Here is a 12,845-nt window from a genome sequence, read left to right as displayed (position 1 = left end):
ACCCCAAACTCCCTAAAAATATGATATTTTGGAATATATAGAAAAATGGATTAATAATAACTTTAATAAATATAATATGAATAATTAAAAAAAAATAAAAATTTTTAGTTATTTATGATTTCATAGAAATTAAATAGGCCTTATTGGCCCAATAATCTAAAACTTCATTTACTTTTTTATTTCGATCCTTCTCCCTAGCTATTTTCTTTAAATAACTTATTGTACTATTCATTTCTTCTTTTGACATCAACGGTGCCTTAACAAGTAACTTTATAGCAATCCTATCTGTTTCATCCATATCTTTAAATAAGTTATTCATACTATCACCATAATATGCATACGTAAGTAATAATAAATTATAATTAAGTATTATCATATATATAATTTATCATCTAGTTTAATATTTGCCATACATAAACAAAGTTAGATATATAAACACAAACCACAATATATGAAATAGCTTTTTACGTGAGATTTAGTTATATTAGGTGAGATTATGAAGGTATCGATAATAGGGGCGTCTGGAAAGATCGGGTCTGTTTTATCATACTTACTCGCAAAAGAACCCTATATAAACCATATTAACATGATATCAAGAAGTAAATCGTTGAGCAAACTTGAAGGAATTAAAATGGATATTTACGATGCCCTTGCGGCGTCTGGTACAGACGCCGATATTGAGGTTCACGACGATAGCGACATGTCAGTTGTGGAAGGAAGCGAGATTACTATTTTAACCTCAGGTATTCCAAGAAACGGAAACATGTCGAGATTAGATTTAGCTAAAAAAAATGCTGAGATAGTTAAAAACTATTCTAGAAGCATTTCAAAAGTCTGCGATACAAAACTATTTGTTATTACAAACCCTGTAGATGTAATGACTTACAAAGCTTTAATTGAAAGTGGTTATGAAAAAAATCAGGTTTTTGGCTTAGGAACTCACTTAGACTCTATGAGATTCAAGGTAGCAATTGCCAAGTTTTTTGGAGTCCATATTGGTGATGTAAGAACTAGGATTATAGGCGAACATGGAGACACTATGGTCCCACTATTGAGTGCCACCGCAATTGGGGGAATTCCAATATGTAGGCTCCCAAACTTTGAAAACTTCCCATACGAAAAAGTCATAGATGCCGTTAAAAACTGCGGTAAAAAAATCATTGATTTGAAAAACGGTTCTGAATACGGCCCAGCTTCTGCCATTGTTAACATAGTTAAATGTATAGCAAATGATGAGAAGAGACTTTTAACATTATCCGCCTATGTTGATGGTGAGATAGACGGCATAAATGGAATATGTATTGGAGTACCTGTAAAGGTAGGTAGAAAAGGTATTGAGGAAGTAGTTCCAATAAAAATAAGTAATAAGGAACTTGAAATGTTCATGCACTCAGTTAACACGATAAAGGAGTACTGCAAAAAGGTGGAAAAAATATAGTTATAGCTATATATTTTACTAATCACTAATTATATGATTTAAACATTTTTTACTGTTTTAAATATTCGCAGACCTTCTGGAACATTAGTTCTGTAGGATCTTCCAATACTATGCCGTTATTTCTCTTTCCAATGTTTTCAAGAACATAATTAACTATTTTAGTAGCTGATCTTGTATGAATCATCCTGCCTTTTTTTATTAGATATCTATCCACACCAAGTAAGTTTTCAGGATAACATGAAATTGTTGGAACCCCTAAAACAGCAGCTTCTCTATTCATAGTACCTCCAGCACCTATCATAGCGTCGGCATGGTATAATAGTGAAATTGCATCAATCGTGTTTGGAACAGTGACATTTAAAGAAACATACTTTTCTTTTTCTTTTTCACTTCTTGGAAAAGCTACAATATTACAGTCTATTTTTTTATTCAATATTTCGATAATTTTGGGCAGTATGTCCTTTTTTCCATTGCAATATGAGGAATTTGGTCTGGCCCTCATAACTATAGTTGGTAAGTTTTTGTCCAATCCCAGCTTATCTATTATTTCATTATCTATTGGAAATACTGAACCCAATCTTGAATTTACATTTGCCACTTCACAGGTGCCGTCAAATGTAAGAAATTTTCTCCCTCCTTGCTTTCTTAGGAGGTTTTTTTTCGTTCCCAATGGCGATATAATTTCAGTTGAGAGGGGCAGTGTCAACCTATTTTGGGCATCTGCATGTTCATTATCTACAATAAAAATACTTGGAATTCCCAATCCAAATGCAACTCTCGGGAGCTCTACAGAATGTTTTGCAATAGCCACCTTTGGTTTTTCCCTTTCTAAAATCTTTGTGAGATTTATCACCCGTTTTGCAGAATTTATAAGTTTTTCCTTTAAGCTTCCCCCATGAATCCCGATTGAAGTATATTCATAACCATAAAGCTTTATTAATTCCTCTAAATTTTGAAATTTTCTAGCTGTTATTAAATATTCAATCCCTTCCTTTTCAAATCTCTCTATAAGCTGTGAAAAATAATGAACATGGGGGGAATTTGTGAGATCTATCCAAACATCCATATACAATCACCTGAACGTAGTGAAGGTCAGCATATCCACTGCAACCATGGTCACAGGAATTGTGCAAATCCTATGGAACTTTATCAACCATCAGTAATGGTAAAATAAAGAAATAATTAAACAATACTCATCCTCAATAAATAATATACTGTTGATATCATCCACATGAAAAGTTCTTAATAGAGTAGTATTGTTTTATATATAAAGTTTCCATTTTTTACCTAATCAGTTAACCTTGACTGCTATATCATCCAGCAAATTATAGATGATTATATATGACCGTTATGTTATGACTGTTTTAGTTAAATTTAAATTTGAAGTTTGTTAAGTGTTATTTTTGCAGAACAATTATACAACTAATATATTAAGAATTGGAGATGAACTTATGATAACCGTAGGAATTGATCACGGTACTTCAGGGATAACGGCATGTATAAGAGAAGAAAACAACAACACGATCTTCAAAATGAGGAGAACTGAGCTAAAAAACAAATCCTTTTTGTCGGAGTTAAGTAACCATGTGGATTTAAAGGATATCGATTTAATTGGCGTTTGTTATTCAATGGGTGATGGAATAAATAAAATCTTACCAATAGAAAAAGTAGAAAACAGGGGAGTAATAAATATTGAAGGAATTGGTGAGAAAATAGGGGGTGGAACCAAAGTTTACGAAGAGATAAAAGCTTCAAAAATTCCCTCAATTGTAATTCCTGGATTACATAAGAATAGCGAATGTTTGGATGAAAGATTCAGAGCTCTGTATTCCCATATCGCTTCCCCTGAAAAAATATCCATAGCATACAATGCCCATAAGACATTTAATTTAAAAAATTTTATACTGTCCGATATTTCTTCAAATACTGTTACTCTGCTTATTAAAAACGAAAAAATATTTGGCGGGTTCGATGCCTGCATAGGTGCAGTAGGTATTCTTCATGGACCTTTGGATTTAGAACTAATTAGAAAAATAGATTCTGGAGAAATAACTGCAAATGAAGCCTTTTCAAAAGCTGGGGTAGTTAAAATTACAAACATGTACAGTGGCGTGGAGGATACAAAAGCTAAAATAATGAACAACTACGAAAAAGATAATAAATGTAAGTTGGCCGTAGATTCGCTTGTTTTAAGTGTTTCTATGGAAATAAATTCACTGATGTTTTTAAACGAAGGTAAAAATATTGTTTTAGCTGGGTCCATAGGTACCTGGAAGAATCCAAATGTGTCTGAAATGATAAAAGAGCATATAGACGGGAATATTTTTGTTTTAGAGGGGGAAAGTGCAGCTATTGGAAGTGCGATGATTGCTGAAGATGTATTAAATGGAAAAAAGGATATATTGGGAATAGGCGTAGAACTTTAATTAATTTATACTTCCGAGTGTAGCGAGGAAGTATTAGTGCACGATGCAACGATGCGTCGTTGCAGTGCGATGATTGCTGAAGATGTTTTAAAGGGAAAAAAAGATATATTGGGAATAGAAGTTGAACTTTAATATTTTTTAATTTATGTATATATTTATATCAATCATCATTGTTAAAGTACCTTACAACCAAAACTAATATATACTCCTTTCCAATATATCGAATGTACCACTCTTTTAATGAAGTCATTCTAAATTCTATTTCAGTTTTAGAATGGCTTCGAAACCATGATGATATGAGTGGGCATAAATCCGGATAAAAACATTTTTTTAGATGATGAAGGAGGTCATACTATGGCTATCTATGTAAAATTTGATGTACCACAAGAAATAGAAGAAAAAACAGCTGAAGTAATTTCAAAAGCAGAAAAAGTTAAAAAAGGTGCTAACGAAGTAACAAAAGCGGTTGAAAAAAACATTGCAAAATTAGTTGTAATCGCTAAAGACGTACAACCAGAAGAAATCGTAGCACACATACCTGTAATCTGCGAAGAAAAAGGAATACCTTACTCATACATTTCAACAAAACAAGATTTAGGAAAAGCTGCTGGTTTAGAAGTACCTACTTCAGCAGTTGCAGTTGTAGCTGAAGGCGACGCAGAAGAATTAAAAGAATTAGTTGAAAAATTAAACGGTTTAAAAGCTTAATTTATTAATTACTAAATATTTATTTTATTATCATGGAGCGTTACAGGTGATTAAATGTCTGATGACATGATCTACAAGGAAGCTGTCGCTGCAGAAGTTCTCCAAGTAATTGGAAGAACTGGTGTGACAGGAGAAATTTTCCAGGTAAGATGTAAGATCTTAGGTGGAAGAGATACAGGAAGAATTTTAACAAGAAACATAAAAGGTCCTATCAAAGTTGGGGACATTGTAATGTTAAGAGAAACAGAAAGAGAAGCTAAACCATTAGGTAAAAGAAGATAATTGAAACCGGTTCGTGCAACTTTGTTGCATAAAAGTTTCAAGTAAAAGAAGAATCCCGCATAGGGAGGTTATATTATGGAATGGAAAACATGTAGCTTTTGTGACGGAAAAATTGAACCAGGTACCGGTAAAAAATACATAAAAAGGGACGGTTCAGTAATGTACTTCTGTTCATCAAAATGTGAAAAGAACTTCAAACTTAAAAGAGTTGCAAGAAGATTAAAATGGACACCTTTGTACCACAAATTAAAAGCTAGTAAAAATAAATAATAAATAAAATAAAATTAAATTCCTATATTTTACTTTTTTTCTTTCTTTTATATTAATTTAAAAAATTAAAAAATTCAGTTATTTTTTATAAGTTTTATCAATTCTCCAGTCAATCCCAAGGAGCTCACTATATCTGTCCAACACCCTTTTAATGTATCCATCAAAGTTTCCTTTTTCAAACTCTTCAGCCCATTTTTCATTATCAAACTCATAGGCTCCGTCCATTATCAATTCTTTAACTCTTTCACTTTCCATTGTAGGATATCCCAAATTCTTATCGTATTTGCAGATTTCTTTAAAGAGCTGATCTGTTGCAGCCTTTAAATCTATATCACTAACTTCTTTGAATAGTGCTTCAGCCACTGGATAGAGCCATTTTCTATGGAATCTACAAACCCCGAGGTTTTCCAATGTTATTTCTTCAATGGCACTTTTAACACTGAGCTCCGCCAGTTCTTCAGGTTCCAAGAATACACCGCATTGATAGTAGGTTAAATATTTCCCCTGTATCAAGTAAGGCATGTAGTTTCCAATAGACCAGTACATTGTTGGAGATATATGTCCGTTATCGCCAAATGGTACATAAACCCCATAGTCGCTGAAATTTTTATTTGTTATTCTATCTTTGAATTTTTCGTTAAATATTTTGGAAGCTCTTCTTATTCCCTGCGATAATATGGTTCCAATTTCATTTTCATGGAAAGCTATAATATTGGCTAACTTTACAGCCTGTTCTGCATTGTGATTTGAGTTCTTTAAAATATCTTCATCATCCTCAAAATCCATAACATTGAAAATTGGCTTTTCTATTCCCACTTCTTCAGGTTTTAGCATTCCGACATCGAGAAGTTCAAATACCCAAGAACAAAGGTTTCCAAATTCTATAGCATCGAATCCAAGTGAATCTACAGTATGTACAACTTTATCTGCAGCATAAATATCAAATACCCCTATAGAAGGCCCGTTTGCTTCATAAGGTTCGTAATCAACATGCAGCCCTTTTCTGTACTTTTTACACAATACTGGACATGGTTCTCCACAGTTGGTCCAATTTTTTGTTTCTATGGCTTCTTCGTTAAATCTATTGACGAAATATTTTAATATTTTTTTATGAAGTTTCAATCTAATTTCCCTATTTATGTAGGGCATCCTCCAGTTAAATATCGGTGTTAAATCCATTGTTACAAGGTAGTTGTTCCCAAAGGTTCCACCTGTTTTTGTCTCATCGTTGTATCGGTATTTTTTAGTATTTTCGAGTATTACCTTGGTATATGGTTTTTTGTAGTGCTCTTCAACTATATGTTTTAAATCTTTTCCTTTTTCTTTATCTTCCCCTTTTTCTTTCTTTCCGTAAAATACAACCCCCAATATATTATGTGCCCTGTAAAGAACAGAACCTCCACCACCTCGAGCTGCCCAATCTTCTGAACCTTCTGCAAAACTTCCATTTCTAACTACTGGGGAAAATATTGCGCCCATATTTGTCCTAATGGATGCAGGGCCTACAACAAATGCTCTAAAGTCTTTTTCTTTGAATAACTCCAATACATAATCACTTAATGTATATACGCTATCAAAATTCTCTTTTACCTCTAAAAAATCTATTTTTAGAGTATCTCCTTCCCCGTCCAATACTAGAAGGCTTGGTTTTTCACATCTACCTATTATCGCCACATTTTGTAATCCTGTATTTTTAAATGTATATCCTGCACCCCCCATTGCTGAGAAGTGAAACCCATTCCAGAGAGGGGATCTAAATGAAAATATTAACCTATGGCCCCCAATAACTGGAAGCACACCTTTACCAAAGCAAAATACATTTTTATCATCGTACACATCGTACTTCCAAGTTTCATACTTTTCATGCCAATATATCCCCCAATTTAATGTAAGGAGCTCTTTATCAACCACTTCATATTTCCTATTTGACGCGTCTATCAAAATATTCATATAGTCTTCCTCCAAAACTATTAGATACTTACAACTAATTATATTGAATTTCTAATTTATCATAGTTTGTGTTTACAATAGGATGGGGTTACTATGAACAGTAATGAATTTAGAGTAATAATGAGAATTTTTGTTTTAATTGTGTTTTTATCCTCAATTTACATGATTTGGCCGTTTATAGATGCATTGGCATTCTCATGTGCATTTGCATACATGGCAAAACCCATATATGACAGACTTAAACCATATTTAGGAAAATCCTTGTCTGCATTAACATGTTTGTTGGTATTTACAATACCTACCATAATTGTGGGATTGATGGTCCTAAAATCTTTACTTTTGTTTCTACTGGATTTGGATGTAAACAAGATATTAAATGACATTGTTGAGTTATTTGATTATTTTGGTCTTCAAGAGAGGATTGCAGCCAATATAAATATAATCTTATCTCAGACATGGGAGATTTTAAAACCTACAATAAATAGTATGTTAAATCAAATATCCATCCTACCACAAATAATCATAAAAATAACTATGATATTCTTCATGACTTATTATTTCTTAAAAGATGGTTACAGACTCAAAAATGTAATTATGCCCAACATTCCTCAAGCATACTATCAAAAAACTGCCGTATTTTTGAATAATTTAAACGATTCTTACAGACACTTATTTATTGGAAATGCATTTACATCCATAGTTATTGGGATGATTTCTGGTATTGGTTATTACCTAATTGGGATACCAAATGCCTTTATCTTGGCGGTAATAACGGGCATATTTGCTTTATTACCTATAGTTGGTGGATGGGCGGTTTATGTGCCGTTTTCTATTTATTACCTCATTACTGGAGAGGTTGTAAAAGCTATCGAACTATTTATATTTGGGGTAATCTTTCTATCTACAATGCCAGATTTTGTAATAAGGCCTATGGTGGTTAAAAAAGAAAGTGATGTACATCCTGTTTTAATATTGATAGCCTTTTTAATAGGTCCATTAACCCTAGGTCTTGGAGGGTTTGCACTTGGACCATTGATTGTCGGAGCTCTGGATGCAGTTTTTAAAGTAAAAAAATACGAAAACACAGTTGTTCCTGAAGTTAATACAACATGCAAATAATTGTGGAACGACTAAACACCAAGATAAAGTATTGAACAAATAACTTCAATATTCCGTTGTATAATATAAAATGTGATAACATGATTTCAAAGACTAACGAGAAAATAGAAAATTCTGAGGCGTTTAAACCTTGCAGAAAAAAGAAGATAGCAGTAACTGCAGGAACTTTTGACTTATTACACCCTGGTCACTATAATACATTAAAATTTGCAAAAAGTTTAGCAGATGAATTAGTTGTAATAATAGCCCGAGATAAAACTGTAGAAAAAATAAAAGGTAGAAAGCCAATAATTCCCGAAGAACAGAGGGTCATGATGGTAGAGGCACTAAAACCAGTTGATAAAGCAATTTTAGGTAGTTTAAATGACAAATTAGAACCAATACTAAAAATTAAACCTGATGTAATTGTATTGGGTCCTGATCAAACCACCTATAAAGTTGAAGAATTAAAAAAACAACTGAAAAAATACAACTTAAATCCAGAGGTCGTAAAAGTTGAAGAATATGTTGAATGCCCATTTCACAGTTCCTACGATATAATAAAAGAGGTAATTAGAAAATGGAGCTCAAAGGATATCTGCGGTAATAAATGAATATAATATGAGAGACTGTAAGGGATATGATGAGTATAGTTTATATATTTAGTTTTTTGGTTTTTTTAGGTTCTTTTGTAGGTTTTACTTCAGGTCTATTGGGATTGGGCGGAGGTTTTATCACCACCCCACTATTGATTTACTTATTTGAACTCTTAAGTATTCCCGAGGATTATACGGTAAAGATAGCTGTGGCTACAAGTTTGTTTGTGGTCTTTTTAACTTCAGTAGCTGGAACTTATAGACATGCTTTAAATAAAAATGTAATTTGGAAATACTCGCTTATGTTGGGGGTTTCCGGTATTTTTGGGTCATTTATTGGAGTAAAAATTGTCTTGGATTATTTAAGTGGAAATTCGTATAAGATTATTTTTGGACTTTTTCTGATAATTATTTCTATAAAGATGCTTATTGATAGGAATAACAGAGAACATGGTTTTAGCATACTTAATCCTACAAACCCATTATCTACAATGGAAGTTAAAAAGACCGACCCAAAATTAATTTTTCTCTTTGGTATTTTAGCAGGAATATCTTCAAGTATCTTTGGAATAGGTGGTGGAATAATAATCGTGCCTTTTTTAACATTGATTATGGGCATCCCTATGAAAAAGAGCATAGGAACTTCTTTAGCTATGATGATTATAATATCCTTAAGCGGCTTGATAGGATATTTAACAAGTTCAAATCCATTAAATGGTTTTGACAATATTAAATACTTATACTTTGTAGGGTATGTATCATTGTTTGTAGGGATACCTATTGCTATTGCAAGTATGTTATTATCTCAATTTGGAGCTAAACTATCAAATAAGTTTGAACCAGAATTTTTAAAGAAACTATTGGGGATTATTTTGCTTTTAGTAGGTGTTAAAATGATATTTTAATGAAAAACTGAATTAAGTAAAAAACGGTGATACAAATGATGAAAAACATGCTTGGAAAAATTCACCTAAAATGGTGTAAAAACTGTAATTTACCTATAATAGACAAAAAATGTAACATATGTGGCGAGGAACCTTTTGATGTAAAAATAACCCCACCAGGTGATGCAAGACCTGCATTTGAAAGGGATTTAAATTTAATAAGAGAAACTCTGGAAAAACAGTTTGGAGTTAATGAGTTGTTCTTCTAAATAAGGCACCTGGTATAGAGTATATGCGAGAGATAATATTGGATGGACAAGTATTTGGGATCTTAAGATTTGATGAAAAAGACTATTCTTGGAAAATAATTCCTACTATAGAAGGAGCTAGGAGAATAATAAATGTTGGAGGGACTAAAAAGATCATCTCAATAAGTGAGGAGGTAGTTCCTTATATATTGAATAAGGGAGCTTCTGTTTTAAGACCTGGTGTAAAATACGCCTCTGAAGATATAGAAAAAAACGACGATGTTATAATTTTGGTTGAAAAAAACAATAATGGCAGTAGCAATAACGATAGCAATAAATACACAGATTTAGATGTCTTAGGTGTCGGTAGAGCTAGAATGAGCTATGACGAAATTCTAGACTCAGAAAAGGGTATGGTGGCAAAAGTCAGAAAGGCAGAAATGCCAAAAAAAGCCAATATACTAAATGAAGTTGGAGAGGACGCCATTGAAAAGATGGTAAAGGCAAATAACGATGTAATTGAAAGGTTTGAAAGTAACTCTGTAGGTTTTATGAGGAATACTATAAAGAGAATTAAAAGACCATGTGTGATCGCTTACTCTGGAGGAAAAGATAGTTTAATTGTTCTTTTACTGGCTTTAAAGGCATTTAGGGATTGTGAAGAACCTGTGAAGTTTGATGTCTTATTCACAGATACGGGTATAGAGTTCCCAGAGACACTTGAAAATGTAGAGCTCATTGAAAAGACATACAATATAAAAATTCATAAAGCAGAATCTAGAGAGTTCTGGGAAAAAGTCAGAGAATACGGCCCCCCTGGAAGAGATTACAGATGGTGTAGTGAAGTTTGCAAGATGAAACCACTTGAAAAAATTATAAACGAAAAATATGAAAATGGATGCTTAACTTTTGTCGGGTTGAGAAAATACGAATCCATAAACAGATCAAAAAAACCGAGAATATGGAATAGCCCCCATATTAAAAAACAGATGCTTTCAGCCCCAATTTTAAATTGGTCTGCAATGCATGTTTGGATATACTTGTTCAAAAATAAAGCTCCTTACAATGTACTTTATGAAAGTTGCTTTGACAGGGTTGGATGTTTTATGTGTCCTGCAATGGACATTGGAGAAATTGATCTCATAAAGAGAGGATATCCGCAATTATGGCAGAAGTGGGAAGAATTTTTGAAAGAATGGGCGGAAAAGGAAAATCTTGGAGAAGACTGGATAAAAGGTGGCTGGAGATGGAAATACAAAAATAAAAAAACAAATAATAGAAATAAAGATTCAGATCCTTTCGAAATTTAACAAATATTTTTTCTTCTTCCTTTGTTTGATATATTATTGTATGTTATATCTTTTTTACAAATGTTTTATCTATTAAATATATTTATTTAAAAAAAACTTATTAATCCAGCAATTAAAACTCCAAGGAAAGCATAATATATATTTGGATTATGTTTAGTAGCATGAGAAGTCAGTAAAAGGGATGTAGATATAAATACGCCTCCAGAAAATGATATTGTTGGTTTTATAGGTATCTGAGGTATCAACTGCAGTCCAGCAATCGTACCTAGAACAGTTCCAAATGAAACTAGGGCACCCAGGATAATGGCTTTATTTTTGTAGTAAGGTTTTAGCGGAGATAATAAAACAAAACCTGCAGGAAGTTTGTGTAATACTATTGCTAAATAAGGGGTTATTCCAAGACTTCCAGCGAAGGTTATAGCTATAATAATCCCATCTATAAAGGTGTGTATAAAAAATGAGATTAGATAAATCAGTCTTATTTTAATCTCATCCTCCACCCCACAGTCCATACAATAATTTTTACCTAAAGGGCAAAATGCAAGTATTTTTTCAATTATTAAAACTAAAAGCATCCCCATAACCACATAAACTGCGAAATTTTCTGAATACCCTCCTGGTATCAATATAAATAAAGCCACCCCTAGCAAGAAACCGCTGGAAAAAATCTCATATTCGTATTTGTGTTTTAAAGAGTTAACAAAGTAAGAAATTATCCCTCCAATCACCATCACAAAAAAACAAATAATAGATACAAAAATCCCCTCATTCCAAAGCATGATACCCCCTCAAATATTGTGGCATGTATATGCCGATTTATAATAATATATTTTCATATTATTCAAGCACGTTAACCACATCGCCAACAACTATAATTCCCGGCGGCCTTATGTTGTTTTCTTTAGCCTTTTCAACAATATTCCCTAAAGTCCCCTTTACTACTTTCTGATTTTCCTTTGTACCATCCATAATTATGGCCACAGGAGTATTTTCGTTTCTTTTATTGTTTTTTAGTAGTTCTTCAACGTGTTTTTCCAAATTTGTTATTCCCATCAATATAACAATTGTATCTGCATTTAGCTCGCTTAATTTAACCTGTTTTTTATCTTTATCTTCTGCTTCATGTCCTGTTACCACCGTAAAGGATGTAGCAACCTTTCTATGGGTTACAGGGATACTTGCAACTTCAGGAACTGCAATTGCAGAGGTTATTCCAGGTATAATCTCATATGGAATATTATTCTTTTTTAACTCTAAGACTTCTTCTCCACCTCTTCCGAAAACAAACGAATCTCCACCTTTTAACCTAACAACAGTTTTATTTTCTTTTGCCTTATCAACAAGTATTTGGTTTATCTCCTCCTGTTTATGCGAGTGTTTTCCCTTCCTTTTGCCCACATAGATCAATTCAGCATCTGGTTTACTATATTTTAAGAGATTTTCTCCAACTAAATCATCATAAACAATAACATCAGCGTTTTTTATTGCGTTAAGTCCTTTTAAGGTTATTAATTCTTCATCTCCAGGTCCTGCACCAACGAGAATAACTTTCATTATTTCTCCCCATTTTTTTCGTTATGTTTGTTATGCTTTTATGTTTTCTTACAATCGGGTAGATTATTATATTTATCCCAT

General features: G+C 32.7%; 13 protein-coding genes and 1 pseudogene. 9 read left to right on the top strand and 5 right to left on the bottom strand.

All coding sequences use genetic code 11. The features are described 5' to 3' along the window. Positions 1-112: 112 nt before the first annotated feature. Positions 113-319, bottom strand: a complete 207-nt coding sequence (locus F555_RS0107985; RefSeq protein ID WP_018154700.1) for a hypothetical protein — start codon at positions 317-319, stop codon at positions 113-115. A gap of 177 nt (positions 320-496) precedes the next feature. Between F555_RS0107985 and F555_RS0107980 the strand changes: the two genes are divergently transcribed. Next, entirely contained in the window at positions 497-1,438 is a 942-nt protein-coding gene (locus F555_RS0107980; protein WP_018154699.1) for a malate dehydrogenase, read from the top strand. A 49-nt stretch (positions 1,439-1,487) separates the two neighbouring features. Here the strand turns inward: F555_RS0107980 and F555_RS0107975 are convergent, their stop codons facing one another. Next, positions 1,488-2,504: a DUF354 domain-containing protein gene (locus F555_RS0107975; protein ID WP_018154698.1), complete on the bottom strand. Its 1,017-nt coding sequence runs from the start codon at positions 2,502-2,504 to the stop codon at positions 1,488-1,490. Positions 2,505-2,889: 385 nt separating this feature from the next. Between F555_RS0107975 and F555_RS0107970 the strand changes: the two genes are divergently transcribed. From F555_RS0107970 to F555_RS0107955, 4 genes are all read left to right on the top strand, one after another. After that, positions 2,890-3,864, top strand: a complete 975-nt coding sequence (locus tag F555_RS0107970; RefSeq protein WP_018154697.1) for a methanogenesis marker 12 protein — start codon at positions 2,890-2,892, stop codon at positions 3,862-3,864. A 354-nt stretch (positions 3,865-4,218) separates the two neighbouring features. Next, a complete protein-coding gene (gene rpl7ae / locus F555_RS0107965) occupies positions 4,219-4,572 on the top strand; it encodes a 50S ribosomal protein L7Ae (protein ID WP_026183015.1) in 354 nt (117 codons plus the stop codon). 54 nt (positions 4,573-4,626) lie between these two features. After that, positions 4,627-4,854 (top strand): 30S ribosomal protein S28e, encoded by a 228-nt coding sequence (locus F555_RS0107960; protein WP_018154695.1) that lies wholly within the window; start codon positions 4,627-4,629, stop codon positions 4,852-4,854. Between the two features lie 75 nt (positions 4,855-4,929). After that, complete coding sequence (locus tag F555_RS0107955) at positions 4,930-5,124, top strand: 50S ribosomal protein L24e (RefSeq protein ID WP_018154694.1); 195 nt, start codon at positions 4,930-4,932, stop codon at positions 5,122-5,124. 78 nt (positions 5,125-5,202) lie between these two features. On the opposite strand, the gene F555_RS0107950 is transcribed toward F555_RS0107955, so the two are convergent. Next, the gene (locus tag F555_RS0107950; RefSeq protein WP_018154693.1) at positions 5,203-7,074 is read right to left on the bottom strand and encodes an aldehyde ferredoxin oxidoreductase C-terminal domain-containing protein; all 1,872 of its coding nucleotides are present in this window, start codon (positions 7,072-7,074) and stop codon (positions 5,203-5,205) included. 93 nt (positions 7,075-7,167) lie between these two features. Here F555_RS0107950 and F555_RS0107945 point away from each other — a divergent pair, with 93 nt between their 5' ends. From F555_RS0107945 to F555_RS09125, 4 genes and pseudogenes are all read left to right on the top strand, one after another. Beyond that, positions 7,168-8,193, top strand: a complete 1,026-nt coding sequence (locus F555_RS0107945; protein ID WP_018154692.1) for an AI-2E family transporter — start codon at positions 7,168-7,170, stop codon at positions 8,191-8,193. Between the two features lie 80 nt (positions 8,194-8,273). Then, entirely contained in the window at positions 8,274-8,786 is a 513-nt protein-coding gene (locus F555_RS0107940) for an adenylyltransferase/cytidyltransferase family protein (RefSeq protein ID WP_018154691.1), read from the top strand. Between the two features lie 29 nt (positions 8,787-8,815). Further along, positions 8,816-9,673, top strand: coding sequence for a sulfite exporter TauE/SafE family protein (locus tag F555_RS0107935; protein WP_018154690.1), 858 nt, complete (start codon positions 8,816-8,818; stop codon positions 9,671-9,673). A 38-nt stretch (positions 9,674-9,711) separates the two neighbouring features. Beyond that, a pseudogene (locus F555_RS09125) lies at positions 9,712-11,210 on the top strand (phosphoadenosine phosphosulfate reductase domain-containing protein). An 86-nt stretch (positions 11,211-11,296) separates the two neighbouring features. Here the strand turns inward: F555_RS09125 and F555_RS0107925 are convergent. Both F555_RS0107925 and cobA read right to left on the bottom strand, forming a co-directional pair. Then, entirely contained in the window at positions 11,297-11,989 is a 693-nt protein-coding gene (locus tag F555_RS0107925) for a ZIP family metal transporter (protein ID WP_018154689.1), read from the bottom strand. A gap of 58 nt (positions 11,990-12,047) precedes the next feature. Next, positions 12,048-12,764: a uroporphyrinogen-III C-methyltransferase gene (cobA, locus tag F555_RS0107920; protein WP_018154688.1), complete on the bottom strand. Its 717-nt coding sequence runs from the start codon at positions 12,762-12,764 to the stop codon at positions 12,048-12,050. Positions 12,765-12,845: the final 81 nt, after the last annotated feature.

This window comes from Methanothermococcus thermolithotrophicus DSM 2095 (assembly GCF_000376965.1).
In the GTDB taxonomy this organism is placed as follows: Archaea; AGJL01; Methanococci; order Methanococcales; family Methanococcaceae; genus Methanothermococcus; species Methanothermococcus thermolithotrophicus.
The sequence above is the reverse complement of the archived record's forward strand: the minus strand, read 5'-3'. Positions and strand labels throughout refer to the sequence as shown.